Source organism: Streptomyces sp. bgisy027 (assembly GCF_057710365.1).
In genome coordinates, this window is the sequence record NZ_JBYIVZ010000013.1 from 128,481 (window position 1) to 154,334 (window position 25,854).

22 protein-coding genes and 1 pseudogene are annotated in these 25,854 nt (G+C 71.3%); 10 read left to right on the plus strand and 13 right to left on the minus strand.

All coding sequences use genetic code 11. The features are described 5' to 3' along the window. Positions 1 to 61: 61 nt before the first annotated feature. Together AC3ETA_RS15920 and AC3ETA_RS15925 are read right to left on the minus strand one after the other, a co-directional pair. Positions 62 to 1,354 (minus strand): SWIM zinc finger family protein, encoded by a 1,293-nt coding sequence (locus AC3ETA_RS15920; protein WP_432193534.1) that lies wholly within the window; start codon positions 1,352 to 1,354, stop codon positions 62 to 64. Continuing rightward, positions 1,351 to 4,212 (minus strand): DEAD/DEAH box helicase, encoded by a 2,862-nt coding sequence (locus AC3ETA_RS15925; RefSeq protein WP_432193535.1) that lies wholly within the window; start codon positions 4,210 to 4,212, stop codon positions 1,351 to 1,353. The genes AC3ETA_RS15920 and AC3ETA_RS15925 overlap by 4 nt, the downstream gene beginning before the upstream one ends. 346 nt (positions 4,213 to 4,558) lie before the next feature. Between AC3ETA_RS15925 and AC3ETA_RS15930 the strand changes: the two genes are divergently transcribed. Next, complete coding sequence (locus AC3ETA_RS15930; RefSeq protein WP_030047209.1) at positions 4,559 to 4,741, plus strand: hypothetical protein; 183 nt, start codon at positions 4,559 to 4,561, stop codon at positions 4,739 to 4,741. A gap of 3 nt (positions 4,742 to 4,744) precedes the next feature. Here AC3ETA_RS15930 and AC3ETA_RS15935 read toward each other — a convergent pair whose 3' ends face one another. The 3 genes from AC3ETA_RS15935 to AC3ETA_RS15945 all read right to left on the minus strand — a co-directional run bounded on the left by AC3ETA_RS15935 (position 4,745) and on the right by AC3ETA_RS15945 (position 7,767). Further along, on the minus strand, positions 4,745 to 6,139 hold the full coding sequence (locus AC3ETA_RS15935) for a tannase/feruloyl esterase family alpha/beta hydrolase (RefSeq protein ID WP_432193536.1): 1,395 nt from the start codon (positions 6,137 to 6,139) through the stop codon (positions 4,745 to 4,747). Positions 6,140 to 6,343: 204 nt separating this feature from the next. Then, complete coding sequence (locus AC3ETA_RS15940) at positions 6,344 to 7,333, minus strand: hypothetical protein (RefSeq protein WP_432193537.1); 990 nt, start codon at positions 7,331 to 7,333, stop codon at positions 6,344 to 6,346. Positions 7,334 to 7,470: 137 nt separating this feature from the next. Beyond that, entirely contained in the window at positions 7,471 to 7,767 is a 297-nt protein-coding gene (locus AC3ETA_RS15945) for a hypothetical protein (protein ID WP_432193538.1), read from the minus strand. 266 nt (positions 7,768 to 8,033) lie between these two features. Between AC3ETA_RS15945 and AC3ETA_RS15950 the strand changes: the two are divergent. Next, a pseudogene (locus AC3ETA_RS15950) lies at positions 8,034 to 8,296 on the plus strand (alpha/beta fold hydrolase); the annotation flags it as partial. A 49-nt stretch (positions 8,297 to 8,345) separates the two neighbouring features. On the opposite strand, the gene AC3ETA_RS15955 reads toward AC3ETA_RS15950, so the two are convergent. Next, positions 8,346 to 8,945 (minus strand): class I SAM-dependent methyltransferase, encoded by a 600-nt coding sequence (locus AC3ETA_RS15955; protein ID WP_432193539.1) that lies wholly within the window; start codon positions 8,943 to 8,945, stop codon positions 8,346 to 8,348. A gap of 152 nt (positions 8,946 to 9,097) precedes the next feature. On the opposite strand from AC3ETA_RS15955, the gene AC3ETA_RS15960 reads away from it, so the two are divergent. From AC3ETA_RS15960 to AC3ETA_RS15980, 5 genes are all read left to right on the plus strand, one after another. After that, positions 9,098 to 9,871, plus strand: a complete 774-nt coding sequence (locus AC3ETA_RS15960; protein ID WP_432193540.1) for an MHYT domain-containing protein — start codon at positions 9,098 to 9,100, stop codon at positions 9,869 to 9,871. Between the two features lie 65 nt (positions 9,872 to 9,936). Beyond that, positions 9,937 to 12,519 carry a sensor histidine kinase gene (locus AC3ETA_RS15965; RefSeq protein ID WP_432193541.1) on the plus strand — a complete coding sequence of 861 codons (2,583 nt, stop codon included), beginning with the start codon at positions 9,937 to 9,939 and terminating at the stop codon, positions 12,517 to 12,519. After that, positions 12,516 to 12,953, plus strand: a complete 438-nt coding sequence (locus AC3ETA_RS15970; RefSeq protein WP_432193542.1) for a roadblock/LC7 domain-containing protein — start codon at positions 12,516 to 12,518, stop codon at positions 12,951 to 12,953. The genes AC3ETA_RS15965 and AC3ETA_RS15970 overlap by 4 nt, the downstream gene beginning before the upstream one ends. A gap of 23 nt (positions 12,954 to 12,976) precedes the next feature. Continuing rightward, the gene (locus tag AC3ETA_RS15975; protein ID WP_432193543.1) at positions 12,977 to 13,375 is read left to right on the plus strand and encodes a DUF742 domain-containing protein; all 399 of its coding nucleotides are present in this window, start codon (positions 12,977 to 12,979) and stop codon (positions 13,373 to 13,375) included. 230 nt (positions 13,376 to 13,605) lie between these two features. Beyond that, complete coding sequence (locus AC3ETA_RS15980) at positions 13,606 to 14,229, plus strand: GTP-binding protein (RefSeq protein ID WP_107911923.1); 624 nt, start codon at positions 13,606 to 13,608, stop codon at positions 14,227 to 14,229. A 49-nt stretch (positions 14,230 to 14,278) separates the two neighbouring features. Here the strand turns inward: AC3ETA_RS15980 and AC3ETA_RS15985 are convergent, their stop codons facing one another. Beyond that, positions 14,279 to 14,707: a PPOX class F420-dependent oxidoreductase gene (locus AC3ETA_RS15985; RefSeq protein ID WP_432193544.1), complete on the minus strand. Its 429-nt coding sequence runs from the start codon at positions 14,705 to 14,707 to the stop codon at positions 14,279 to 14,281. A gap of 96 nt (positions 14,708 to 14,803) precedes the next feature. On the opposite strand from AC3ETA_RS15985, the gene AC3ETA_RS15990 reads away from it, so the two are divergent. Beyond that, a complete protein-coding gene (locus AC3ETA_RS15990; RefSeq protein ID WP_432193545.1) occupies positions 14,804 to 15,217 on the plus strand; it encodes a roadblock/LC7 domain-containing protein in 414 nt (137 codons plus the stop codon). Between the two features lie 126 nt (positions 15,218 to 15,343). Beyond that, the gene (locus tag AC3ETA_RS15995; RefSeq protein WP_432193546.1) at positions 15,344 to 16,267 is read left to right on the plus strand and encodes a DUF6397 family protein; all 924 of its coding nucleotides are present in this window, start codon (positions 15,344 to 15,346) and stop codon (positions 16,265 to 16,267) included. Here AC3ETA_RS15995 and AC3ETA_RS16000 read toward each other — a convergent pair. Both AC3ETA_RS16000 and AC3ETA_RS16005 read right to left on the minus strand, forming a co-directional pair. Continuing rightward, entirely contained in the window at positions 16,254 to 17,123 is an 870-nt protein-coding gene (locus AC3ETA_RS16000; protein ID WP_432193547.1) for an acyl-CoA thioesterase, read from the minus strand. The genes AC3ETA_RS15995 and AC3ETA_RS16000 overlap by 14 nt on opposite strands. 19 nt (positions 17,124 to 17,142) lie before the next feature. Then, the gene (locus AC3ETA_RS16005; RefSeq protein ID WP_432193548.1) at positions 17,143 to 19,656 is read right to left on the minus strand and encodes a DEAD/DEAH box helicase; all 2,514 of its coding nucleotides are present in this window, start codon (positions 19,654 to 19,656) and stop codon (positions 17,143 to 17,145) included. A 145-nt stretch (positions 19,657 to 19,801) separates the two neighbouring features. Here AC3ETA_RS16005 and AC3ETA_RS16010 point away from each other — a divergent pair, with 145 nt between their 5' ends. Continuing rightward, the gene (locus AC3ETA_RS16010; RefSeq protein ID WP_432193549.1) at positions 19,802 to 20,596 is read left to right on the plus strand and encodes a metal-dependent hydrolase; all 795 of its coding nucleotides are present in this window, start codon (positions 19,802 to 19,804) and stop codon (positions 20,594 to 20,596) included. 101 nt (positions 20,597 to 20,697) lie between these two features. Here the strand turns inward: AC3ETA_RS16010 and AC3ETA_RS16015 are convergent, their stop codons facing one another. The 4 genes from AC3ETA_RS16015 to AC3ETA_RS16030 all read right to left on the minus strand — a co-directional run bounded on the left by AC3ETA_RS16015 (position 20,698) and on the right by AC3ETA_RS16030 (position 25,820). Further along, positions 20,698 to 20,958 carry a type B 50S ribosomal protein L31 gene (locus AC3ETA_RS16015; RefSeq protein WP_030962614.1) on the minus strand — a complete coding sequence of 87 codons (261 nt, stop codon included), beginning with the start codon at positions 20,956 to 20,958 and terminating at the stop codon, positions 20,698 to 20,700. Positions 20,959 to 21,102: 144 nt separating this feature from the next. Beyond that, complete coding sequence (locus AC3ETA_RS16020; RefSeq protein ID WP_359052533.1) at positions 21,103 to 21,573, minus strand: DUF5709 domain-containing protein; 471 nt, start codon at positions 21,571 to 21,573, stop codon at positions 21,103 to 21,105. Between the two features lie 612 nt (positions 21,574 to 22,185). Further along, positions 22,186 to 23,973 (minus strand): ABC transporter ATP-binding protein, encoded by a 1,788-nt coding sequence (locus tag AC3ETA_RS16025; RefSeq protein ID WP_432193550.1) that lies wholly within the window; start codon positions 23,971 to 23,973, stop codon positions 22,186 to 22,188. Next, positions 23,970 to 25,820 (minus strand): ABC transporter ATP-binding protein, encoded by a 1,851-nt coding sequence (locus AC3ETA_RS16030; RefSeq protein ID WP_432193551.1) that lies wholly within the window; start codon positions 25,818 to 25,820, stop codon positions 23,970 to 23,972. Before AC3ETA_RS16030 ends, AC3ETA_RS16025 begins: the two co-directional genes overlap by 4 nt. Between the last annotated feature and the right edge of the window lie 34 nt (positions 25,821 to 25,854).

Consider the following 25,854-nt stretch of genomic DNA (forward strand, 5'->3'; position numbering starts at 1 on the left):
GCGGCGGGCCGGTAGGGGGCAGCCGATGGTCGCGACCGCCCCCAACCGCCACAGGCAGCCCCTACGCCCGTTCCTCGTCCGCGAGACGCACCGCTGCCAGTGCCGTGCCCGGATCCTGCGCCGGACCACCCGCAGGCGCCCAGCGGCCCCTTTCCTTGCGGTACGGCCACCATCGCCCGTCCCGGCCGAGACGCAGTTGTCCGGGCGCACCGACGACCGTCCACCGGTTGCCCTTCGCCCGCAGCGCCGGCCGGTCGTCCTCGTCCCAGGCCGACTCCAGCGCGGCACGCGCGCGTGCGAGCGTTTCGCCCTCCACGGTCCACTCCTCGTCGAGCACGGACAGAGCGGCCACACCTCCTACCTGCCAGGCTCGAACGGCCGTCGCCAGCCCCTCCCGGCCGCGCCCCGAACCGTCCACCAGCCGCTCGGCCACGCCCGCGGCGGGGGAGCCGGCGGCAAGACGGACCGCGTCGTGGTCGAGCCTCAACTCGGTTCCGATGAGGTGCTGCTCCGGATCGGCCCGCAGCGCTTGTGCGAGCAGACGGTGTGCTTCCACGGCACTGCAGGCGGCCAGGAACTCCAGGGCGCCCGGGTCGACACCGGGGCCGGCAGGTGTCTCGGTGTCCAAGGACGGCGGCGTCCCCGGCTCGGCAGGCAGCTCGGGGGGCACGGGCAACGGAGGCAGCATGTCGCCCGTCGCGTAGGCCTCTGCGGCATCCACGCCCTCCGCATCGGATCGCGCGGACGCATCGGAGGGCTCAGGTCGGTCGGCGGCGGTCGCGGTGCTGCGTGCCTGGAGGTCATGCAAGAGGTCGCGCTCACCCCGTCCGCGCATCAGCAGCAGCACGAAGGGGTCCTGGTCCAGCAGCCGCGCCACCTGGTAGCAGAGCGCTGCCGTGTGCCCGCAGTGGTCCCAGGCCTCGCACCCGCACTCCGGCTCCAGATCGCCCATGCCGGGCAGCAGTTCGATGCCCGTGGCCGCCGCGTCCTCCACCAGGTGCGGCGGCATCTCGCGGTCCAGCAGCGCCGCGACGTGCCCGGCCCGTTCCACGGCCATGTCGAGGAAGCGGTCCCACTGGTCAACGGTCAGCTCCTCCAGCAGCACGTCGGCCCGGTGCGCCGTACTGTCACGCCCCTGCACCACGGCCGTGATGCGTCCCGGGCGTACCGACACGGCACCGACCCCTCCGGCGCGCGCCAGCCTGCGGCCCGTTTTGAGCTGGCCCAAGTCCAGGGCCGTCTCCTCCAGTGCTCTGAGCCAGGCCTGGCCCCACCAAGTCTGCGCGAATCCCCTCCCGTGCGCGGGAGGCAGTGCGGCGAACGTCCGCTCCAGGTCACCGTCGTACCGAGTCATCGTGTACCCCCTCGCAGTTCCACCAGATCGGCCAGTTCCGCGTCCGTCAGTTCTGTGAGCGCCGACTCGCCGACCCCGAGCACCGCGTCGGCGAGCTCCCGCTTGCGGCTCAGCATGTCGGCGATGCGGTCCTCGATCGTTCCCTCGGCGATCAGCCGGTGCACCTGCACGGGCCGGGTCTGGCCGATGCGGTAGGCGCGGTCGGTGGCCTGCGCCTCGACGGCGGGGTTCCACCAGCGGTCGTAGTGCACGACGTGTTCCGCGCGGGTGAGGTTCAGGCCGGTGCCCGCCGCCTTCAACGACAGCAGGAAGACGGGCACTTCACCGTCCTGGAAGCGCCTCACCAGGGTCTCGCGGTGGGTTACCGGCGTGCCGCCGTGCAGGAACTGCGAGTTGATACCGCGAGCCGCCAGGTGCTGTTCGATGAGGCGGCCCATCTGCACGTACTGCGTGAAGATCAACACGCTCGCCTCCTCGGCGAGGATGGTGTCGAGCAGTTCGTCCAGCAGTTCCAGCTTCCCCGAACGGTCGGCGAGTCCCGGTCGTTCCTCCTTGAGGTACTGCGCAGGGTGGTTGCAGATCTGCTTCAAGCCCGTCAGGAGCTTCACGATCAGGCCGCGCCGGGCCATGCCGTCCGCTTCGGAGATCTCGGCGAGCGTCTCGCGGACCACGGCCTCGTACAGGCCCGCCTGTTCCGCGGTGAGGGACACGGCACGGTCGGTCTCCGTCTTCGGCGGCAGCTCCGGCGCGATGCCCGGGTCCGACTTGCGCCGTCGCAGCAGGAATGGCCGTACGAGCCGGGAGAGCCGCTCCGCGGCAGCAGGGTCCTGCCCGCTTTCGACGGCCCGGGCGTAACGCGCACGGAACGTGCCGAGACGGCCCAGCAGACCGGGGGTCGTCCAGTCGAGGATGGCCCACAGCTCGGACAGGTTGTTCTCCACCGGGGTGCCGGTGAGCGCCACGCGTGCGCGTGCGCCGATCGAACGCAGCTTCCGCGCGGTCGTCGAGTAGGGGTTCTTCACATGCTGGGCCTCGTCCGCCACGACCATGCCCCACGGCACCTCCGCCAGCCGCCGCGCGTCCAGGCGCATCGTGCCGTACGTCGTGAGCACGAACTCCCCGTCCGCCACCGAGTCCAGGTCGCGCCGCGCACCGTGGAAGTGGCGCACGCGCGCGCCCGGCGCGAACTTCTCGATCTCGCGCTGCCAGTTGCCCATCAGGGACGTCGGGCACACCACCAGCGTCGGGCCGGCGGACGAGGCGTCCGACTGCCGATGGAGGTGCAGCGCGATCAGCGTGATCGTCTTGCCGAGGCCCATGTCGTCGGCCAGACAGCAGCCCAGGCCCAGGGACGTCATCCGGGCCAGCCAGCTCAGCCCGCGCCGCTGGTAGTCGCGCAGCGTGGCAGCGAGCGCGGCGGGCTGGCCCACCGGCTCCTGCCCCTCGGGGTCCGCGAGGCGTGCACGCAGCGCCGCCAGCCAGCCCGTGGGCCGGACCTCGACCTGGCGGCCGTCCACCTCGGTGGAGCCGGTCAGCGCGGCGCCGAGCGCGTCGATGGGCGTCACCTTGTGGTCCTGCTGCGCGCGTGCGCGGCGCGCCTCCTGCGGGTGGACCAGGACCCACTGATCGCGCAGCCGCACCACTGGCCGGTTGGCCTCTGCCAGCCGGTCCAGGTCCTCCCGCGTGAGCCGCTGGTCGCCGAGGGCGAACCACCAGTTGAAGGCGAGCAGCGCGTCGGCGGACAGGAAGGACGGCGTGTCCGGGGCGAGCCTGCCCGGCGTCGACTCGTCGTCCGGCGGACCGATCACCGCGCGGGCGGTCAGTTCGCGTGCCAGCTGCTTCGGCCAGTGCACGTCGACGCCCGCTCCGGCGAGGGCCCGCGCGCCTTCTCCCAGGAGGTCGGTCACGTCCTCGTCGGCGAGCTCCACGGCGTCCGGTACGGCCGCCGACAGCAGAGGCGTGAGCGAAGCCCAGGCGCGGGCCGCGCGGCGCAGCAACAGCAGGGCGTCCATCCGCGCGCGCGGGCCGAAGGTGTCGGACCCCGCCCACACGTCGGCGGCGTCCGCGACCAGCGTCGGGTCACTCACGCTGTGCACCTGGAGCACCGCCCGGAACGACAGTGCGGCGTCCTCCGGCGTCGCCTCGGTGAGCCCGGGGACCTCGAGACGCAGGGAGAGCCGTACGCCCGCGTCGTGGCCGGCGGCGACGTCGGCGGCCCACGCGCGCAGCGCCGGCGCGTGCTGCGGCTCCTGTGCCGCGTACGCAGGCCCACCCGTCACCAGCTCGGCGGCGGGGGAGCGGGGGAGCGCGTCGGCGACCGCGTCCAGGAAGGCCCGCAGCAGCCGCTCCGGATCCGGCAGCCTCACGGGCGGCGCGCCCTCCAGCGGCACCGCGTGAGCTTCGGGCGGCATGGCGGCGGCGAGAGCGCGGATGCGTTCCACGTCCTCAGGGCGCAGGGGGCCGACCCGCCAGGCGTCGTGGTCGTCCGGCGAGAGGCCCGGCAACATCAGTCCACGCGCCACGAATTGCAGGGCCAGTACGGTGGCGGAGCCCCAGAAGACGCCCGATCGGGGTGCCTGCGCGGCGGTACGCGCACGCGTGAGGACGGGCAGGGCGGCACGCACCGGAAGCAGAAGGGCCGGCACGGTCACCCCTTCCACACCGTCCTCGCCGTCCTCACGGGGCAGGACGACGTCCAGCTCCTCGACGGATCCGGGGGCGACGAGCGGAACGGCGCCGCCGTCGGCCCGCCAGAAGGCGACCCGGCCGGTGCGGGCCGGATCGCCGGGTACGAAAACTGCACTGCAACAGGCCAGTTCGGAGAGATCGGACAATGTCGCCTCGGGAAGCCTGGGCACAGCTCTGCTGTACTCCTCAAATTTGACTACTCGGATTGGAGTGGTCGAGGGTACAGCACTCGGCGGCCCACCCGGCGCCGTGATCATGTGACCTGGGTCATGCTTGTTCCGGGTGGGTATTCCCCCTGTGCGGATCCCGGAGTGCCGACCGCGCGCAGTCCTGGGCGTCGGCCGTCCGGAGGACTGGCGGTCGGCCGCGAGCCGACCGTGTCTCGGCCGTCTCAGGAATCCGCAACCCGTAGGGGCCGTACCTCAGGGTCGTCTCAGGGTCGCGGCTCGGAACTGCCGGGGGCGCGGACCCGTTTTCAGGACAGAGAGCGGCAGTGGCCGCGAAGGAGGCGACGACATGTCGAAGAACGCGAAGATCGCCGCGGGGGGTGTGGCGGCCGGTCTGATCCTGCTGATCTGGCTGCCGTGGTGGGCCGCGCTCCTGATAGTCCTGGGAGTCCCGGCCGCCGCCTACCTCACGCTCGACCCGTCACAGCGGCGCAGGCTGCGCCGTGTCTCGCGCAAGGAGCTCGGCCGCTGACGATCACCTGGCTGTCGACGTGACAGGGGCGGACAGCGTGCACGAGTTGACGACATCCCCGCTCGCGGGCCTGCCTACGGTGTGGTCCGCGGGCGGACGCGTGCCTCGCACCACCCATGAGGCCAGCGCGTCGAACGCCGACCGGTAGCAGGGCAAGATCGGCCTGAGACGGTCCGGGTAGGTGTCGTACAGCCCGTCGACATGCGTGCCGCCCGCGATCGTGTAGTAGCGGTGCAGCGGGCCTCGCCCCTTCGCGTCGATCATGCGCGCGTACACGTCCGAGTCCGCCGCCTTCGGCAGCAGGGCGTCCAGATCGCCGTGCAGCGTGATCAACGGTCGGCCGATGCGCCCGGTCAGAGCGACTCGGGCCACGGCACGGTGGACGGACGCGGGGCGCGACGCGTAGTCGTACACGGCGTCGGACGCGCACGGGGACAGGATCTGGGCCGGGGTGGTTCCGGCGGTCGGGCCGGGGCAGCCGGGGTCATGGGCCGGGTCGAACTCCGCGCGGTAGATCTTCTGGGTGACTCCCCAGTAGGCCTGCTCGTGGTACGGCCACAGGAACTCCGAGCCGCGTGCGAAGCCGACCGTGTACAGGTCCTCGTCCCGGGCTGAGCCGAGCATCCGCGCCACCGCCGTGGGCAGGGAGGTGAGCAGGTTGGGGCCGTCGGCGGTCCACAGGGCGCCTTCCCAGTCCACTCCGCCGTCGTACAGCTCGGGATGGTTCTCGAGCTGCCAGCGCGTCAGGTACCCGCCGTTGGAGATACCGGTCATGTAGGTGCGACGGGGAGCGTGTCCGTAGCGCTGGGCCACCGCCTTGCGGGCGGCCCGGGTGAGCTGAGTGGTTCTCGCGTTCCACTCGGCGATCGCGTCACCGGGGCGCTTGCCGTCCAGGTAGAAGTCGGCGCTGCTGTTGCCCTTGTCGGTGGCGGCATAGGCGTAGCCCAGGGCGAGCACCTGGTCGGAGATCGCTGTGTCCGTGGCGTACTGCTTGCGGGTGCCCGGGGCGCCGGTGACGACGAGTCCGCCGTTCCAGCGGTCCGGCAGCCGGATCACGAACTGTGCGTCGTGCTGCCAGCCGTGTGTGGCGTTGAACCGAGAGGAGTCCGGGAAGTAGCCGTCGATCTGGATCCCGGGAACCCCCGTCGGGTTCCGGGTGCCGCGTGCCGTCAGTCCGGCCTGGTCGGCCATGTCGGTGTAGGGGGTGCCGGCCAGTGCGGTCGTCGTCAGATCCGCGAGACAGGCGTTTTGCTGGAGGGCCGCGCCCGGCACCCGCACCCGGTCCTGATCGGCGCAGTGTCGCTCGCCGACTGTCGTGGCCGTTGCGGGATTCGGCCCGCTCACGGTGGCGGCCAGCAGCGTGGCGGCGACGAACGGAACAGCCCGGGACAGGCGCATGAGGGCCTCCTGGCAGAAGGGAGACGGGGCATCGGAAACAGCGGAACCGCGAAAGCTGCCTCATCGTGCGTGCCCGGCTCCGCGCCAGCCATGGGTTGGGCCCACATGGAACGCGGCTGTCAGGTGGGGTCTCGGGACAGGGGTGCTGGAGGGGTGACGGTGTTGGCGGGGCGAGCATGCCGGTGCGTCGCCCCGTGCACGGGCTCAGAGCGGGCGTACAGCCATCTTGTCGAGCGCTTCCAGGAGCCCGGGCAGCTCCGGTCCGCGGCCCACGGGCAGGACCTCGCCGGGTTCGTCGTCCAGGAGCACGAACGCGATGTCGTCCGTCCTGGCGACGAGCGACCAGCCGGGGCCGTCCGCGCGCAGGGTCCGTGCGTCGCCAGGTGCGAAGGACGACCGGACACGGCCGAGGGGCGGTGGCGACTCGACGTATGCGCGTGCCTCCGCGAGGACTCGCAGGATGCCGCTGTGGCCGCCCTGCTTCTGGACCTGCCCCCTCTCGCTCGGCTCGCCTGTCTCGCCCTCCTCGGCGTTCCTGGGCTGCTCATCGGCATCGACGCTTTCGCCCGAACCCGAGCCCGAGCCCGAGCCCGAGCCCGCGTCCACGGCGGCGTCTGCCGCGCCGTCCGTCGTCGATGCATCCCCCGTCGACGCCGACGAATCGCCCGCCGACGCGCCGCCCGACGTGGCGAACTCGGTGTCGTCGATCTGCTCCCGCCAGGTCGCCCATTGCAGCGCGATCTCATCGGCGCCGAGGCGTCGCTGCGCAGGGCCCCACACGCTGGTGTCCGGCGGGGTCAGCGGCGGACCGTCCGCGATCTCGGGGTCGGGATCGTGCGGCGGCGGCACATTCGGCGCGGCGACGGCCACGGCCAGCGGCCAGCCGGGCAGGGCGGCGACGACCGTACGTTCGTCGGGCGACAGGTCGTACTCCATGCCGCAGTCCCACGACGCGATGGCGACGGCGACCAGGGAGACGTCGTCGATGACGACGGTCCATCGGGCGCCGTCGCCGTCCTGGCCGAGGACCAGGCCATAGCCGTCGGCGAGCGGCGCCATGCCGAGCGCCGCGCAGGCCTCCGGATAGTCGTCGCCCAGCACGCTCGGGAACTTCGCCGGCGTCAGCAGCACCGCCGTGAGCACGTACAGCGCATCGTCCGCGGCGGCGACGGCCTCCTCGTCCGTCCCGGCCATCCCAGCCTCCCCATCGGTTCGTCCATCGGCGCGCACCCTATTCCGCCCGGAAGCCGCTTGTCACGACTCCCATGCACACCCGGAGCTGCAGTTTTCCGGCCGGACAGGGCGAAACGACCGTGATTTTGCCAACGCCGTCAGGCCGCCGGGAGCCCGAGAAGGGACCGGGCCACGGTCTGCGGTGACTCGTCGCGCTCCCGAGCGAGGGCGATGACGGCTCGGCATGCCAGCTCGTTCACCCCGAACGACAGAGCTTCCGGGGACACCCAGCCGGCCGCCTCGTCGATCTGATCCTGGTCGTCCTCCGCACAGGCCGACACATAGACGGCAGCGGCCTCGAACAGATTGTGCGGGTGCCTGTCCTGGCCCGTCTCCGGCTTCGCGCGAAGGGCATGCAGGAATCCCACCCACGACTTACGCACCGTGCCCCACATATTGACCACCTTCCCCCTCATTGTGGTGCCAACGTAGATCGTTCATCTCATGCTATTCAACGTAGAGTTGGAGCCCCGGCGGCAGAAGGGGGGACGGCACGGTGAAGAGCTCGCCGCGGCCCGAAAGTCGCACGTGGGTGGTAGCCCTGCCGGTCCCACCGTGCTCGTGCGTCCCCTCGCGCCTCTGCTGCTCGACTCGCGCTCAGCCGTCGAGCGAGGCGATCGTCTCGCCCAGCCAGGTGATCTCGGCCTGGGACGCGTCGAAGTCGACCATGCGGCTGGCCTACCCGCGCACCCTGCACCGCAGCGCCGTCGGACTGAGGCGTGACTCCTGCCGAACATGCGCGACATCCTCGAAGGGCTGTCGATCGAGTGCGTCTGCCTTGATGGTGAGCTCAGTGGTGACCTCGCCGGCAGGGAAGCCCTGGGGATGTCAGGCGTACGTGTGGTGACGGTGCCCGGCGTCGGCCACAACGTCATGCTCGACCACCCCGACGTCTTCACGGCGGCGGTCGCCGGCCCAGTGTGAGCCGTTGCGCGGCCTCCGTCGCGACCGTCGCCGGGCGCGGTCCGAGCCGTCACACCTCCCGTACGGCCAGTGTCAGGAACCGGTCGTCCTCGTCGACGTACGACGTCATGCGCCACCCCGAACCGGCCAGCAGCGGCCGGAGGTTGGGCTCGGCGCGCAAGTCCTCCGGCGTGATCTGCCGGCCTTGGCGTGCCGCGAGCGCGGCCCTGCCGATCGGGTGGAACAGCGCGAGCGTGCCGCCGGGGCGCACCACGCGGGCCAGTTCCCGCAAGTTCTCGGCGGGGTTGGGCAGATGCGCGATGAGGCCGGCCGCGAACACCGCGTCGAGGGACTCCGACCGCACCGGCAGGGCGGCCACGTCGGCGAGCAGCAAATGCCCGTCCGCGTCGCGTCCGGCCTGTACTGCGGCTTCCAACATGGCGGGGGTCAGATCGGCACCCAGGACCGTTCCGGAGGGCCCCACGGCGTCACGCAACGGTGGCAGCGCGCGTCCCGTGCCACAGCCCGCGTCGAGCACGCGAGCGCCCTCGCGCAGCCCGAGCTCGCTGACCGCGGCCGCGTAGGCGGGCCCGTCGTCGGGGAACCGGCTGTCCCAGTCGGCGGCGCGGGCGCCGAAGAACTCCTGCACATGCGTGTGGTCGTCGCTCATGCTCCGCATGATCCCTCACCGGCGCCAATGGCATCGCTGTGCACACGTTCGAGCGTGACGCGGTCGTTCCGTTGCATCTCCGTGCCATATTCCAACAGCTTTCGAAATGCGCCCCCTTCGTGCGCCCTTGCTGGGGCTAGCGTCCCGGGGCCATGGGACACCTGGACCATGCAGCCCTCGGCTGGCTCACCCCCGTGCTGTCGTACGCGATGGCCTGCACCGGCGCCGCGCTCGGCCTGCGCTGCACCGTCCGAGCGCTCGGCGCCACCGGCCGCTCGCGCCGCAACTGGCTCGTCACCGCCGCCTCGGCCATCGGCACCGGCATCTGGACCATGCATTTCGTGGCCATGCTGGGCTTCAGCGTCAGCGGCACCGACATCCGCTACGACGTGCCGCTCACCATCCTGAGCCTGCTCGTCGCCATGCTCGTCGTCTGTGCCGGCGTCTTCGCCGTCGGCTACAGCCGGGACCGAACCCGCGCGCTCATCCTGGGCGGGCTCACCACGGGGCTCGGCGTCGCGAGCATGCATTACCTCGGCATGGCGGCCGTACGACTCCACGGTGATGTCACCTACGACCCGCTGCTCGTCGGGCTCTCCGTACTGATCGCCGTGGTCGCGGCGACAGCGGCCCTGTGGGCTGCGCTCAACATTAAGTCGCCCGTCGCCGTCACCATCGCCTCGTTGATCATGGGTGCCGCGGTCAGCAGCATGCACTACACCGGCATGTTCGCAGTCGGCGTCGACGTCACACCGTCCGACGAGGTCCTGCCCGGGGCCACGGCGATGCAGTTCATCTTCCCCCTCGCCGTCGGCCTCGGGTCCTACCTCTTCCTGACGTCCGCCTTCGTCGCGCTGTCACCCACGACGGGAGAGCGCGAGGCGTCGGCGTCGGCCCAACGGTCGGCCCAGAGCGCCGTCGGATAGCGCCGGTTCCGGACCGGCAAAGGCCCGGGAAGCACGCCCCCGAACCACTTCAGAGCGAGGAGGCCATGCGCACACCCCGCAGGACCACCGCAGCCGGCGCCGAGACGCCGTCCACACCGCCGGTGCGCGGCCGCCGGGCCCATGCCGGACCGCCGGCCGACGAAGGGCCGGAACAGGCCCAGGCAGGACCCCAGGACGAGCCGTCCGAGACCTCCACGCGCGCGCAGGGCTGGCGAATACGCCCGCGCACCGTCCGCGCCAAGATCATTTGTCTGCTGATGGTGCCCGTCGTGTCGCTGCTGGCCCTGTGGGGCTACGCCACCGTCACCACCGCGCAGGACGTCGCCGGGCTGCGCCAGTTGCAACTGGTCGACTCCGGGATCAGAGCCCCCGTCGCCGACGCCGTGACCGCCCTGCAGGCCGAACGCGCAGCCGCCGTGCGCTACGCGACCGACCCGTCCACCGGACGTGGGGACGAGCTGAGGAAACGCGCGCAGGACACTGACAAAGCAGTCGCGCGACTGAGGCTCGGCGATCGCGACACCGTCGCCGACAGCGGGGAGTTCCCCGCAGGAGTGGCCGGGCGACTTGAGGTCTTCGTCAGCGGCGCGGAGCAGCTGAATGCCGTACGGAAGGGCGCGCTCGACCGTCGTTCGGGTTGGGACGAGGTCTACGGCCGGTACACCGCGACCATCGCCACCGCGTTCGCGGTCGACGGCGCGCTCACCGGCATCCAGGACGCCGAACTCGGCTCGGACGCGCGCGTGCTGCTCGAATTCGCCCGCGCGGGTGAGGCGTTGGCTCGCGAGGACGTCCTGCTGGACAGCGCGCACCTCGCCGGACGCCTCGACGGACAGAGGCTGCGGATGTTCACCGGAGCCGTCGACACCCGCCGTACGCTCACCGAGTCCGCCGTCGCGGACCTGCGCGGCCCGCAGCGCGCGGCCTGGCAGAGCATCGCCGCCGGCCGCGACCACGCGACCCTGGCGGCCGTCGAGGACGGTGTCCTCGGTGCGGGAGCGGTCGACGCGGCGACGGACGCCGCCTGGAACAAGGCGCACGCACGCGTGCAGGGCGCGATGAGGGACATCGCGCAGGACGCCGGACACGATGTCGCCGAGCGCGCCGATCCGTTCGCCCGCGGTCTGCTCACCCCGGCCGGCGCCGCCGTACTCCTGGGCCTTGTCGCCGTGGCAGCCTCGCTCGTGATCTCCGTGCGCATCGGCCGCGGCCTCGTCATCGAGCTGGTGAGCCTGCGCAACAGCGCCCTGGAGATCGCCCGGCGCAAACTTCCCGAAGCCATGCGGAAGCTGCGCGCCGGCGAGGAGATCGACATCCGGGCCGAGGCGCCGCCCGGACCGCCCGCCGAGGACGAGGCCGGGCAGGTCGGCGAGGCTCTCGGCACTGTCCACCGGGCCGCCCTGCGAGCCGCCGTGGAGCGCGCCGAGCTCGCCAGCGGCATCTCCGGGGTCTTCGTCAACCTCGCTCGCCGCAGCCAGGTGCTCGTGCACCGCCAACTCAGCCTGCTGGACAGCATGGAGCGGCGCTCCGACGACCCGAACGAACTCAGCGACCTGTTCCGGCTCGATCACCTGACCACCCGTATGCGACGGCACGCCGAGAGCCTGATCATCCTCTCCGGGGCGGCACCCGGCCGGGCCTGGCGGATGCCGGTCTCCCTGACCGACGTGGTGCGCGCGGCCGTCTCCGAAGTCGAGGACTACGCACGCGTGGAGGTACGTCAGCTCCCCGAGACGTCCGTCGTCGGCGCGGCCGTCGCCGACGTCACCCACCTGCTGGCAGAGCTCGTCGAGAACGCCGCCCAGTTCTCCCCTCCCCACACGCGCGTGCGCATCATCGGCGAGCCCGTCGGCAACGGATACGCCGTCGAGGTCGAGGACCGCGGGCTCGGTATGGGCAAGGAGACCCTCGCGGAGGCCAACCGGCGCATCGAACAGTCCGAGGCACTCGACCTGTTCGACAGCGACCGCCTCGGCCTCTTCGTGGTCAGCAGGCTCGCAGCCCGGCACGGCATCAAGGTGCACCTGCGCACCTCGCCCTACGGCGGCACCACTGCCGTCGTTCTGCTGCCCACCGCCCTGCTGCACAGCGGTTCGGCGGAACGTTCCCCCAACGCGGCGGTGGAGGCACAGCGGCCGGTGGAACCCGAGCACGCGCGTGTGCCCGCCCCTGACCGGCACCAGGAACCCGTCCACGCGGTCGCCGACCGGCCGGCGCTGGCGGCATCCGCGACGGCGGGGACGGCTGCGACGTCGCGTACAGGCGCGAAGGCAGGGACAGCCTCGCCGGCCCCGTCGTCTGAGGCGGAGACCGGGAACCACACCGCACCCCCCGGAGTCACCACCTTGAGACTGCACCGGCCACCCCAGGACTCCGAAACCTCCGACAACCTCCCGCGCCGCGTACGCCAGGCCAACCTCGCCCCTCAGCTGCGCGGGGGACGTTCCACGGAAGAGTCGGGCGCGACCGTCCTCGACGACGACCGGCGCACCCCCGAACTCGCCAGGGACCGCATGGTGGCCTACCGCGACGGCTGGGCGCGCGGTGGTGGCAGGCAGCCCGGTCGCGGCGGCGAACCCGAAAGCGCCCCGCGCGGCGACAGCAGCAGTGAAGGAGACCCCGCATGATCCAGGATCCGAGCATGAGAGCCGCGCAGCGGTCCGGTGAACTCGACTGGCTGCTGGACGACTTGGTGCTACGCGTGAACGAGGTGCGGCACGCCGTGGTGCTGTCCAACGACGGACTCGCCGTCGGCGCGTCCACCGACCTGCGCCGTGAGGACGCCGAGCATCTCGCCGCGGTCGCCTCCGGCTTCCACAGCCTGGCCAAGGGCGCGGGCCGGCACTTCGGTGCCGGCGGAGTCCGCCAGACCATGGTGGAGATGGACGACGCCTTCCTGTTCGTCGCAGCCGCGGGCGACGGGTCCTGCATCGCCGTGCTCAGCGCTGTGACCGCCGACATCGGACTGGTGGCATACGAGATGGCACGCCTGGTCAAGCGGGTCGGTGAGCACCTCTACTCGCCTCCACGAGCCGCCGCGCGACCGCCCGCCGCGCGATGAGCCGGAAGGGCGGTCCGGCGCAGATGAGCGACGACCCCGAGCAGGGCAGCCAGTGGTACGACGGAGAGGCCGGGCCCCTGGTCCGCCCGTACGCCATGACGGGCGGACGCACCAGGCCCGGCCCCACCGGGGTGCGTTTCGACCTGATCGCCCTCGTCACGCTCGCCGGCACCGCGCGTGGAACCGACGACGACACCATGCTCGGGCCGGAACACCGGGCTCTCATCGAACTGTGCCGACCCGAGACGCAGTCGGTCGCCGAACTCGCCGCTGGCGCCGACCTCCCCGTGGGCGTCGTCAGGGTGCTCCTCGGCGACCTCATGGAGCGGGGCCGTGTCACCGTCAGCCGCCCGGTACCGCCCGCGCAGCTTCCCGACGAACGGATCCTGCGCGAGGTGATCGAAGGATTGCGAGCGCTGTAGACGCGAAGGCAGGGCCCGGCGACAGAGATTTCGGAACGAGCCGTTCCCGTGCGACGCCACTCGTGCACCCGTACGGGCATCGAACGGGAACGAGGCGGTCACATCGGGGAAAAAGCGGTCCAACCCTGCGAGAGGCAGGCGCAGTTGTCATGATGCTGACTTCGCACAGCGACGGACCGGCTTCGCACAGCCACGTCGACCGATGCCAGTACTCCCGAGAGAAGTGATCGATGGTCTCCGAGCACTCCGAGGACTACGTGCAATCCGACGCCTCCGACGACGACACGACCGCCCTGGCGCTCAAGATACTTGTGGCCGGCGGATTCGGTGTGGGCAAGACCACCCTGGTGGGCGCGGTCAGTGAGATCAGGCCGCTGCGCACCGAGGAGATGCTCAGCCAGGCCGGTCAGCTGGTGGACGACACCGGCGGCGTGGACCGGAAGGTCACCACGACCGTCGCCATGGACTTCGGGCGCATCACCATCCGCTCAGGTCTGTCGCTGTACCTCTTCGGCACTCCGGGGCAGGACCGCTTCTGGTTCCTGTGGGACGAACTGGCGCAAGGAGCCCTGGGCGCGGTCGTCCTCGCGGACACCCGCCGCCTGGAGGACTGCTTCCCCGCCGTGGACTTCTTCGAGCACCGGCACATCCCGTTCGTCGTGGCCGTCAACTGCTTCTCGGGCGCCCGGACGTACGGCGCCCACGACGTCTCACGCGCCCTCGACCTGGACCGTGGGACACCGGTCGTGCTCTGTGACGCCCGGGACCGCGACTCGGGGAAAGAGGTGCTCATCCGACTCGTCGAGTACGCCGGGCGGATGCACACCGCCCGGCTGCTCAACTCCGTCAGCTGACCGCTTCGGCCATGCCTGTGGCGGGGGCCGGCCGGGCCCCGCACCGCAGTCAGTCGGCGACGTCCCGCTCCGCCAGCACCTTGTCGATCGTGACGCGGACGAGGAGTTCCCCCGGGACGCCGTTGCGGGCCCCGAACTCCTCGGCGCGCTCCTCACCCATGTAGCGCGCCCCGATGCGACTCGCCCAGTGCTTCAGCTCGTCGAGGTCCTCGGAGACCCGGGCGCGGCCCTGGACCACCACGAAGGAGTAAGGCGGCCGGTCGTCGTCCACGCACAGCGCCACCCGGCCGTCCCGGACCAGATTGCGGCCCTTCACGCTCGAGCTGCCGGTGTTGAACACCAGTTCGTCGCCGTCGAGCACGAACCAGATCGGCGTCACATGCGGACTGCCGTCGGCCCGCACGGTCGACAGCTTCGCGGTGCGCGTGCCGTGCGAGACGAACGCGCGCCATTCCTCATCGGTCATCTTCTTCGCCATGCCCCCATCCTCCTTGCCCGAGGGCCGGATCGTCGGGAAGGGTGGCGAAGAGATCCTCCGGTGCAGGGGGAGACATCTACACGGGGAGACCGGATCATGGCGCAGAACCAGGGCCTCGATTGGCTGCTGGACGACCTTACGAAACGTGTCGACCATGTGCGACACGCGCTGGTGCTGTCGAACGACGGTCTGGTGACCGGCGCGAGCACGGGTCTGCGGCGCGAGGACGCCGAGCATCTCGCCGCCGTCTCGTCCGGGCTGCACAGCCTCGCCAAGGGATCGGGGCGGCACTTCGGCGCGGGAAGAGTGCGTCAGACGATGGTCGAGTTCGACGACGCCGTGCTGTTCGTGACCGCAGCCGGCACCGGCAGCTGTCTGTGCGTGCTCAGCGGTGCGGAGGCCGACATCGGCCAGATCGCCTACGAGATGACCCTCCTCGTCAACCGCGTCGGCGAGCACCTCGACGTCGATTCCCGACAGCCTGAGCGGTCACCGCTGACAGACCTCTGAACTGCTGATCCGTCGTCCCCCGCGGAGTTATCCACAGGCCCGCCACGCGATCTGGCGGACGGGCTACGGTTTTGTCACGGCGAGCGCACGGAGCGTGAGCCACTGACTCCACGGGGGAGATCGACCATGTCGGGTAACACTGTCACGGCCACGCACCCGCACACCCTGGCCGCCTGCACGCTGAGCCGCGCGTCCCGGGAACTGGGTCTGAAGCGAGGGGAGCTGGAGCTCGCCGTTCAGCTCGGGATCATCCGGACCGTGCCCGACGAGGGAGGCGGAGGCCGACGCGTCCCACGGTCCGAGATCGACCGGATGAGCTCGGGCGACGGTTTTCCCGACTCCCTGCTGGAGCGAGTGAAGGTCGTCGGTACGACGGAGGGCGCGGACGTCATGGATGTGTCCGCCGGCAGGTTCACGCGCCTCGCCCGCCTGGGCCTGGTGGTGCCGGTCAGGTGGTACCTCAATCGGTACCGTGCCGTGGTCTGGCTGTACCTGGCCGAGGAGTTGAAGCGGTTCGCCGCGGACGAGAAGAACACCTCACTGCTGAACGACCGCCGGATGCCCGAAGGATTGCGCGGCCTGCTGGACGCGGGCGTGGACCTGCGTCCGCGCAACTGGCGAGGACGCCACCGCGGCTTCCTGCTGCGCCAGGCCGAGGACCCATGGGGGAGCGCCGGCGCACTGGCTGCCTTCCTCGATCCCGTCCAGGTCGCGGAGATCGTCCCCGATCCCTATGAACGCTCCCATGTGCATCGCTTCCGCCCGGGCCCACCGGCGTCCGGCACCCCGGGTTCGCCGTCCTCCCTCATCGCCGAGCGGATCATGACGGCCGACGACCCGGACGAGATCGGCCTGCTGCGGGCCGACCTGACGGAGGTTCTGGCGCACGCCCGGGCACTGCGGCCCGCACCCCGTCCCACGGCCGAGCGGGCGTCCGCGCCGACGCATCCCGACCACATCGGGTCGCAGCGCCGGCACGAGGAACCGGAACCGTCCCGTGGCCTGCTGAGCTGGCTCCGCCGCAGAACTCCTCGGACTACAGCGCCCTGAACAGCCCCTCCTGGACGACGGACACCAACAGGCGTCCCTCCAGGTCGTAGATCCGCCCACGGGCGAGCCCTCGCCCGCCGGTGGCGATCGGAGACTCCTGGTCGTACAGGAACCACTCGTCCGCGCGGAACGGCCTGTGGAACCACATGGCGTGGTCCAGCGACGCGATGTCGAAACTCCGCGGGCCCCACAGGGGTTCGACAGGGATCCGGACGGCGTCCAGAAGAGTCATGTCGCTGGCGTAGGTCAGCGCGCAGGTGTGCACGACCGGGTCGTCTCCCAGCGGCCCGACCGCGCGCATCCACACCGCACTGCGCGGCTCGGCGTCCTTGACGTCCTCCACGGTCCAGCGCAGCCGGTCGACGTAGCGGATGTCGAAGGGCTGCCGCCGGGCCATCCGCTCCAACTGCTCCGGCAGTGTGCCCAGATGCTGCCGGATCTCGTCACTGACCGTCGGCAGCGACTCCGGGGCCGGGACCTTCCGGGCCGGCGGCAGCTGGTGCTCGAAGCTGCCCTGTTCAGGCTTGTGAAAGGAGGCGGTGAGATTGAAGATCGTGCGCCCCTGCTGCACGGCGGTGACCCTGCGGGTCGTGAACGACCTGCCGTCCCGCACCCGTTCGACCTGGTACACGATCGGCACGCCAGGCCGCCCCGGCCGCAGGAAGTACGCGTGCAGCGAGTGCACGGGCCGGTCGCCCTCCGTGGTGCGCGCGGCGGCGACCAGCGCCTGGCCGGCCACCTGGCCGCCGAAGACCCGTTGCAGGGACTCGTGCGGGCTGCGGCCGCGGAAGATGTTGACCTCGATCTGCTCCAGGTCGAGCAGGTCGACGAGCCTCTCGGCCGGGTTGGTCGTCATGCGTGGGAATCTCCTGTGCTCACAGCTGGCCTACGTCGGTGACGCGGACCACGGCACGGCCCTCCGCGTCGGAAGCGGCGAGGTCGATCTCGGCGCTGATGCCCCAGTCGTGGTCGTCGTTCGGGTCGTCGAAGATCTGGCGGACCCGCCACAGACGGTTCGCCGGCTCCTCCTCGATCACCAGGAGCTTCGGACCGCGGGCGTCGGGACCGGTGCCGAGGTCCTCGTACTCGTCCCAGTACTTGTCCATCGCCTCGCCCCAGGCGTCGGCGTCCCAGCCGGCGTCGGCGTCCATCTCGCCCAGTTCCTCGACCTGGTCGAGGGCGGCGAGCTCGACGCGACGGAACAAGGCGTTGCGGACGAGGACACGGAAGGCACGCGCGTTGGTCGTGACCGGCTTGACCTCGTCGGCTTTCTCCTGGGCCTCCTCGGCGGTCATCTCCTCCGGGTTGGCGAGCTGTTCCCACTCGTCCAGCAGGCTGGAGTCGACCTGGCGCACCATCTCGCCGAGCCACTCGATCAGGTCCTGGAGGTCCTCGGACTTGAGGTCGTCGGGGATGTTGTGGTCGAGGGCCTTGTAGGCGCTGGCGAGGTAGCGCAGCACGATGCCCTCGGTGCGGGCCAGCTCGTAGACGGACACCAACTCCGTGAAGGACAGCGCCCGTTCGTACATGTCCCGGATCACCGACTTCGGCGACAGCGGGTGGTCGCCGACCCAGGGGTGGCTCTTGCGGTACGTGTTGTAGGCATGGAAGAGCAGCTCCTCCAGGGGCTTCGGGTAGCTGATGTCCTGGAGGCGCTCCATACGCTCCTCGTACTCGACTCCGTCCGCCTTCATCGCGGCGACGGCCTCGCCCTTCGCCTTGTTCAGCTGGGCGACGAGGATCTGCCGCGGGTCGTCCAGCGTGGACTCGACGACGGACACCATGTCGAGGGCGTACGACGGCGACTCCGGGTCGAGCAGCTCGAACGCGGCCAGCGCGAAGGTCGACAGCGGCTGGTTGAGCGCGAAGTCCTGCTGGAGGTCGACGGTGAGGCGGGCGATGCGGCCGGTGGCGTCCGGCTCGTCGAGCTTCTCGACGATGCCGCCGTCCAGCAGCGAGCGGTAGATCGCGATCGCGCGCCGGATGTGCCGCAGCTGCTGTTTGCGGGGCTCGTGGTTGTCCTCCAGCAGGTGCCGCATCGCCTCGAAGGCGTTGCCCGGCCGGGCGATCACCGACAGCAGCATGGTGTGCGTCACCCGGAAACGGGACGTCAGCGGTTCCGGCTCGGATGCGATGAGCTTCTCGAAGGTGTTCTCGGTCCAGGCGACGAAGCCCTCGGGTGCCTTCTTGCGGACGACCTTGCGGCGCTTCTTCGGGTCGTCTCCGGCTTTGGCGAGCGCCTTCTCGTTCTCGATGACGTGCTCGGGCGCCTGCGCCACGACGAAGCCCGCCGTGTCGAAGCCCGCTCGCCCGGCGCGGCCGGCGATCTGGTGGAACTCACGGGCGCGCAGCGTGCGGACACGGTTGCCGTCGTACTTGGTGAGAGCCGTGAACAGCACTGTGCGAATGGGGACGTTGACGCCCACACCGAGCGTGTCCGTGCCACAGATGACCTTCAGCAGGCCGGCCTGCGCGAGCTTCTCCACCAGGCGTCGGTACTTCGGCAGCATGCCGGCGTGATGGACACCGATGCCGTGCCGGACGTAACGGGACAGATTGCGGCCGAACTTGGTGGTGAAGCGGAAGTTTCCGATCAGCTCGGCGATCTGCTCCTTCTCCTCGCGCGAGCACATGTTGATGCTCATCAGCGCCTGCGCCCGCTCCACGGCCTGTGCCTGCGTGAAGTGCACGATGTAGACGGGCGCCTGCTTGGTGCCCAGCAGTTCCGTCAGCGTCTCGGTGAGCGGGGTGAACCGGTACTCGTAGGAGAGCGGGACCGGGCGGGTCGCCGAGCGGACCACCGATGTCGGGCGGCCGGTGCGGCGGGTGAGGTCCTTCTCGAACATCGAGACGTCGCCGAGCGTGGCCGACATCAGGATGAACTGCGCCTGCGGCAACTCCAGGATCGGGATCTGCCAGGCCCAGCCCCGGTCGCCCTCGGCGTAGAAGTGGAATTCGTCCATGACGACCTGGCCGACGTCCGCCTGCTTGCCGTCGCGCAGTGCGATCGACGCGAGCACCTCGGCGGTGCAGCAGATGACGGGGGCATCGGCGTTGACCGACGCGTCTCCGGTGAGCATGCCGACGTTCTCGGTGCCGAAGATCTTGCACAGCTCGAAGAACTTCTCCGACACGAGCGCCTTGATCGGCGCGGTGTAGAAGGTGACCTCGTCCCGGGCCAGCGCGGCGAAGTGGGCGCCTGCCGCGATCATGCTCTTGCCGGAGCCGGTGGGTGTCGACACGATCACGTTCGCGCCGGAGACCACCTCGATCAGCGCCTCCTCCTGGTGGGGATAGAGGGTGAGCCCACGCTCCTCGGCCCACGACTCGAAGGCTTCGTAGAGGGCGTCGGGGTCGGCGGTCGGCGGCAGCTGATCGATGAGGGTCACCCACCCATCTTGCCTGCCCTCCTGCCTCATCGGGGAATCGGCTGCGAGGTCGAAGATCGCGAACGCTACGCTGTGTCGCCGACGACAAGTCAGCGATACCGGTCAACTGGACAGCGGCACACGAGGAATGGGGCGGGCAACGGCCATGATGGGACCAGCACACTCACTGTCGGGCGCCGCCGCCTGGCTCGGGGTCGGAGCGGCCGCCACCGCGGCCGGGCACGGAATGCCCTGGCCCGTGCTGCTCTCCGGCGCGCTGATCTGCGCCGGAGCCGCACTCGCCCCGGATCTCGACCACAAGGCGGCCACGATCTCGCGGTCCTTCGGCCCGGTGTCGCGGTGGCTGTGCGAGATCGTCGACAAGCTGTCGTACGCCGTCTACAAGGCGACGAGGAAGCAGGGCGATCCGCGTCGCTCCGGTGGGCATCGCACGCTCACGCACACCTGGCTGTGGGCGGTCATGATCGGCGGCGGCACCTCGGCGCTGGCGATCACCGGTGGCCGCTGGGCGGTGCTGGCGATCCTTTTCGTGCACATGGTGCTGGCCATCGAGGGTCTGCTGTGGCGGGCGGCCCGGGGCTCCAGCAGCGACGTCCTGGTCTGGCTGCTGGCGGCGACCAGCGCGTGGATCCTCGCGGGCGTGCTGGACAAGCCGGGCAACGGTTCGGACTGGCTGTTCACGGCGCCCGGCCAGGAGTATCTGTGGCTGGGGCTGCCCATCGTGCTGGGCGCGCTGGTGCACGACATCGGGGACGCGCTGACGGTGTCCGGCTGCCCGATCCTGTGGCCGATCCCGGTGGGCCGCAAGCGCTGGTACCCGCTGGGACCGCCGAAGGCCATGCGGTTCCGGGCCGGCAGCTGGGTCGAGCTCAAGGTGCTGATGCCGGTGTTCATGCTGCTCGGCGGGGTGGGCTGCGCGGCGGCGCTCAACGTGATCTGAGCGGGCGGCGGCGTGGGCGGCACCGTCGCGGTGACCCGCCCGCGCAGCCGGACAGCCGCAGGCCGGCGACCTCCGGGGTGCTCAACCGTCTACCGGTGGGATCAGCCCGCTTCTCCCGTACCACCGCCGTAGCGCCGCTCGAAGGCGGCGACGCGGCCCTCGGAGTCCACCGTTCTGGCCTTGCCGGTGTAGAAGGGGTGACTCTCCGAGGAGATCTCGACGTCCACGACCGGGTAGGTCGCGCCGTCGTCCCACTCGATGGTCTGGTCGCTGGTCGCGGTGGACCGGGTCAGGAAGGCGTAGCCTGCGGCGCGGTCACGGAAGACGACCGCGTGGTAGTCGGGGTGCTTGTCCTGCTGCATACGAGCTCCTCGGGTGGCGGCATCGGCGGGGCCGATGGCCTGGGGGCGGCGGATGAAGCGGGTGGGGCGGCCACCGCGATCGCGGGGACCGCGGGACGAAGCGGGCGGGCGTCCAAGGCACGGGCGCCTCGGGTGCCGCCTTCGTCAGCCGGACAGGGAGTCCTCGTCGACGATGTGCATGGCGGCCTCCTCGGCGGACGCCGCCGCGCCGTCGATGCCCACGTCCGTCGCGACGAGCGCGCTCTCCTCGTCCTCGTGGGCGCCCTCGTCGGGTGCCACGAGACGGCCGGAGCGCAGGGCGCCGACCTCGTTGTCGAGGAGTTCCCCGTCGGTGCCCTCGGCATCGCCCATGCCGTCGCCGTCCGGCGTGGCAAGGTCCGGCATCTCCTCGGCCAGACGTTGGTCGAGGGTCTCGCCCTCGTGGCGCTCGGCGGCCGTGACACCGGAGTGCTCCACGGCCCATGGTCGGTCCGGTGGGGACCAGCCACGGTCCAGGGGGTCGTCGACGCCGTCGTTCTCCAGGGTGTCCTCCGCGTCCAGCAGCCCCGTGTCCTCACGCTGATCGGAAGCGTCGGGCTGGTAGACGTCGTCACCCCATCCCTCGGCGCTGTTCACGGGTACCTCCAGGTGGTGCGGACGGGCCTGAACCCACCGCGGCGAGCGACGGGCCGTCGCGGCGCGGGGCACAGGCCGCACCCGGCGCGAACCGCGAGGTTCCCGGGTGCTCCCCGAACCGGTGCCGCTATCCAGCCTTCCACCCCTTTTCACCCCGGCGCAACGGCACGGGCAAGGGCGACCACTCCGGATGCACCCGGGCCGGTTCCGTGCGGTCACGCCGGGCGAAGGCGGCGGGGCCGAGTTCGGTGCGCCGGACACGGATGCCTCGGCTTGGCGGTCGCGGACGCCGGCCGGGTCATGGCGGACCCCGGCCTGGCGGTCGCGGACGCTGACCACGTGATGGTGGACCCCGGCTTGGCGGTCGCGGACGCTGACCACGTGATGGCGGACCCCGGCTTGGCGGTCGCGGACGCTGACCACTCGATGGCGGACGCCTGTTTGGCGAGCGTCGACGCCGCCCAGGTCATGGCGGGCGCCGGCCTGGCTATGGCCGCAGTCGGACTCGGCCGGCCCCACCCCTTCGAACCAGCCGGGCCACAGCCCGTCACCACTCGTCGGAACCCCGTGCCGACGGCTGCCGGCTCCGGCGCCCCCGGCCCTCACCCCCGCTCACCCGTGCCAGGACCGCCACAGCGCCGCGTAGGCACCGTTTGCCCCGACCAGTTCCTCGTGGCTGCCCAGCTCGCTGATCCGGCCGTTCTCCACGACGGCGATGACGTCCGCGTCATGGGCGGTGTGGAGGCGGTGGGCGATGGCGACGACCGTGCGGCCGTCGAGGACGCGGGCCAGGGAGCGTTCCAGGTGGCGGGCCGCGCGCGGGTCGAGAAGGGACGTCGCCTCGTCCAGGACCAGCGTGTGCGGGTCGGCCAGCACCAGGCGGGCCAGGGCGATCTGCTGGGCCTGGGCAGGGGTGAGCGCGAAGCCGCCCGAGCCGACCTCGGTGTCGAGGCCGTCGTCGAGCGCACGCGCCCACGCGTCGGCGTCGACCGCGCCCAGCGCCGCCCACAGCTCGACGTCGGCCGCGTCGGTGCGGGCCAGGAGCAGGTTGTCGCGCAGGGAGCCCACGAACACATGGTGCTCCTGGTTGACCAGGGCGACATGGGAGCGGACGCGCTCAGCGGTCATCCGGGACAGTTCGGCCCCGCCGAGGGTGATCCGTCCGTCGCGGGGCGCGTAGATACCGGCGAGCAGCCTGCCCAGCGTGGACTTGCCGGCGCCCGAGGGACCGACCAGGGCCAGCCGGGTGCCGGGCGCGACCTCCAGGGAGACCTTGCGCAGCACGTCCACGCCCTCCAGGTAGCCGAAGTGCACCCGGTCGGCGTGCACGTCACGGCCGGCGGGGGCCAGCTCGGTGTCCCCGGTGTCCGGCTCGATGTCCCGGACCCCGACCAGCCGGGCCAGCGACACCTGGGCGACCTGGAGCTCGTCGTACCAGCGCAGGATCAGGCCCACCGGGTCGACCAGCATCTGCGCGATCAGCGCGCCCGTCGTCAGCTGGCCGACCCCGATCCAGCCCTGGAGGACGAAGACGCCGCCGATCATGAGGACGGAGGCGAGGACGGTCACGTGGGTGACGTTGATGATCGGGAAGAGCACCGAACGCAGCCAGAGCGTGTACCGCTCCCACGCGGTCCACTGCTTGACCCGCAGGTCCGACAGTTCGACCCGGCGGGCGCCGAGGCGGTGGGCCTCGACGGTGTGCCCGGCGTCCACGGTCTCGGCGAGCGCCGCGGCCACCGAGGCGTACCCGGCGGCCTCCGAGCGGTAGGCGGCGGGCGCCCGCTTGAAGTACCAGCGGCAGCCGATCACCAGCAGCGGCACGGCGAGCAGCACTGCGGCGGCGAGTGGCGGCGCGGTGATGATCAGCCCGCCCAGCAGCAGGGCAGCCCACACCACGCCGATCGCGAGCTGTGGCACGGCCTCGCGCATGGCGTTGGCCAGGCGGTCGATGTCCGTCGTGATCCGGGACAGCAGGTCGCCCGTCCCGGCGCGCTCCAGGACTCCGGGCGGCAGTCCGACCGACCGTACGAGGAAGTCCTCGCGCAGATCGGCCAGCATCCGTTCGCCGAGCATCGCCCCGCGCAGCCGCACCTGCCGTACGAACACGGCCTGCACGACGAGCGCGGCCACGAACAGGCCGACGGTGAGCTCCAGATGGAGTTCACGCTCGGGGGCTCCGTCCGAGACCCGCTCGACCAGACCGCCGAGCAGCCAGGGGCCCGCCATCGATGCCAGCACGGCCACCGTGTTGACGGTGACGAGCAGCAGGAAGGCACGGCGGTGCCGTTGGAACAGCTCCACCACGTAGGCGCGAACGGTTGTGGGGGCGCCGACCGGCAGGGTGTTCGCCGTTGTCGGGGCCGCCGGGTCGTACTCCGGTGGCGCAACGCCGATCATGCCGACTCCTCGATCTCTTCCAGTTCCTTGAGTACTTCGTCGAGCGAGGACGCCTTGACCGGTCGGTCGCCGGCCGGCCGGTCGCCACGAACGGTCTTCGTCTCCGCAGCCTCCTCCTCCGTCTCCCGTGTCACCACGGCCCGGTACCGGGGCTCGGCGTGCACCAGTTCGCGGTGCACGCCGACCGCCGCGACCTCGCCCTCGTGGATCAGGACGACCCGGTCGGCGCGGTCCAGGAGCAGGGGAGAGGAGGTGAACACCACGGTCGTGCGCCCGGCCCGCAGCTTCCGCACGCCGAGCGCGATGCGGGCCTCCGTATGGGAGTCGACGGCCGAGGTGGGCTCGTCCAGGACGAGCACAGACGGGTCGGTGATCAGCGACCGGGCGAGCGCGAGGCGCTGGCGCTGGCCGCCGGACAGGGACCGGCCGCGCTCGGTGATCCGGGCGTCCATCGGGTCCTCGGTGTCGAGCGAACCCTGGACCAGTGCGGCCAGGACGTCCTCGCACTGCGCGGCCGCGAGGGCGTCCTCGGGGCGGACGTCGCCCGATCCGGGCACGTCGAGCAGTTCGCGCAGGGTGCCGGAGAGCAGTACCGGGTCCTTGTCCTGCACGAGGACGGCCGTACGGGCGCTGTCGAGCGGCAACTCGTCGAGCGGGACGCCGCCGAGCAGCACCGAGGTGCCCTCCTCGGAGGGGTGCCCGCCCAGCCGTTCGGCCAGCCGCCCCGCCGCGTCGGGGTCGCCGCACACCACGGCGGTGAACCGGCCCGAGGGCGCGAGCAGTCCCGTGGCCGGGTCGTACAGATCGCCGGACGGCACCTCCGCTCCGTCGCGCGACCCGCCGGTGTCGGTGGCCCGCTCCAGCGACAGCACGCGGGCGGCGCGCCGGGCCGAGGGCCGGGAGAAGGAGTACGCCATGGCGATCTCCTCGAAGTGCCGCAGCGGGTAGGTGAGGATCATGATCGAGCTGTAGACGGTGACCAGTTCGCCGATGCTCACCTGGCCCTGCCGGGCGAGACGGACGCCGTACCAGACCACCGCGATGAGCAGCAGGCCCGGCATGAGCACCTGGATCGCGGAGATCAGGGACCACATCCGGGCGCTGCGCACGGCCGCGTGGCGTACTTCTTGGGAGGCGCTGCGGTAGCGGTCGAGGAAGAGTTCCTCACCGCCGATGCCGCGCAGGACGCGCAGGCCGGCGACGGTGTCGGAGGCGAGCTCGGTGGCGCGGCCCGCCTTCTCGCGCTGGAGGTCGGCCCGTCGGGTCGCGCGCGGCAGCAGGGGCAGTACGGCGATCGCCAGTACGGGCAGGCCCACGGCGACGACCGTGCCGAGTTCGGGCTGGTAGAGGACCAGGCCGACGCAGACCACCACGATGGTGACGGCCGCCGCGGTGAACCGGGACCAGGCCTCGACGAACCAGCCGATCTTCTCGACGTCCCCCGTGGAGACGGCCACGACCTCACCGGCCGCGACGCGCCGGGTCAGGGCCGAGCCCAGTTGCGCGGTCTTGCGGGCCAGGACCTGCTGGACGCGGGCGGCGGCCGTGATCCAGTTGGTGACGGCGGCGCGGTGCAGGAAGGTCTCGCCGATCGCGTTGCCGGCGCAGCACAGGGCGAGGAGCCCGCCCGCGAGGGCGAGCCGGCCGCCGGAACGGTCGACGACGGCCTGCACGGCGACGCCGACGCAGAACGGCAGCGCGGAGACGGAGAGGAAGTGCAGCAGTCCCCAGGCCAGGGCCTTGAGCTGGCCGTCCAACTGGTTCCTGAAGAGCCACCACAGGAATCGGGGACCTGAGCGGGCGTCCGGCACACCTGGGTCGGGGTACGGAAGGTCTTGAATCTGCATGACGTCCCAGTGGCTCGTGTCAGTGAGGGAGGAG

Coding starts and splice junctions, on each gene's coding strand:
- AC3ETA_RS15920 (WP_432193534.1), bottom strand. CDS start 1,354: ATGACTCGGTACGACGGTGACCTGGAGCGGACGTTCGCCGCACTGCCT.
- AC3ETA_RS15930 (WP_030047209.1), top strand. CDS start 4,559: ATGTCGAAGAACGCGAAGATCGCCGCGGGGGGTGTGGCGGCCGGTCTG.
- AC3ETA_RS15935 (WP_432193536.1), bottom strand. CDS start 6,139: ATGCGCCTGTCCCGGGCTGTTCCGTTCGTCGCCGCCACGCTGCTGGCC.
- AC3ETA_RS15940 (WP_432193537.1), bottom strand. CDS start 7,333: ATGGCCGGGACGGACGAGGAGGCCGTCGCCGCCGCGGACGATGCGCTG.
- AC3ETA_RS15945 (WP_432193538.1), bottom strand. CDS start 7,767: ATGTGGGGCACGGTGCGTAAGTCGTGGGTGGGATTCCTGCATGCCCTT.
- AC3ETA_RS15955 (WP_432193539.1), bottom strand. CDS start 8,945: ATGAGCGACGACCACACGCATGTGCAGGAGTTCTTCGGCGCCCGCGCC.
- AC3ETA_RS15960 (WP_432193540.1), top strand. CDS start 9,098: ATGGGACACCTGGACCATGCAGCCCTCGGCTGGCTCACCCCCGTGCTG.
- AC3ETA_RS15965 (WP_432193541.1), top strand. CDS start 9,937: ATGCGCACACCCCGCAGGACCACCGCAGCCGGCGCCGAGACGCCGTCC.
- AC3ETA_RS15970 (WP_432193542.1), top strand. CDS start 12,516: ATGATCCAGGATCCGAGCATGAGAGCCGCGCAGCGGTCCGGTGAACTC.
- AC3ETA_RS15975 (WP_432193543.1), top strand. CDS start 12,977: ATGAGCGACGACCCCGAGCAGGGCAGCCAGTGGTACGACGGAGAGGCC.
- AC3ETA_RS15980 (WP_107911923.1), top strand. CDS start 13,606: ATGGTCTCCGAGCACTCCGAGGACTACGTGCAATCCGACGCCTCCGAC.
- AC3ETA_RS15985 (WP_432193544.1), bottom strand. CDS start 14,707: ATGGCGAAGAAGATGACCGATGAGGAATGGCGCGCGTTCGTCTCGCAC.
- AC3ETA_RS15990 (WP_432193545.1), top strand. CDS start 14,804: ATGGCGCAGAACCAGGGCCTCGATTGGCTGCTGGACGACCTTACGAAA.
- AC3ETA_RS15995 (WP_432193546.1), top strand. CDS start 15,344: ATGTCGGGTAACACTGTCACGGCCACGCACCCGCACACCCTGGCCGCC.
- AC3ETA_RS16000 (WP_432193547.1), bottom strand. CDS start 17,123: ATGACGACCAACCCGGCCGAGAGGCTCGTCGACCTGCTCGACCTGGAG.
- AC3ETA_RS16010 (WP_432193549.1), top strand. CDS start 19,802: ATGATGGGACCAGCACACTCACTGTCGGGCGCCGCCGCCTGGCTCGGG.
- AC3ETA_RS16015 (WP_030962614.1), bottom strand. CDS start 20,958: ATGCAGCAGGACAAGCACCCCGACTACCACGCGGTCGTCTTCCGTGAC.
- AC3ETA_RS16025 (WP_432193550.1), bottom strand. CDS start 23,973: ATGATCGGCGTTGCGCCACCGGAGTACGACCCGGCGGCCCCGACAACG.
- AC3ETA_RS16030 (WP_432193551.1), bottom strand. CDS start 25,820: ATGCAGATTCAAGACCTTCCGTACCCCGACCCAGGTGTGCCGGACGCC.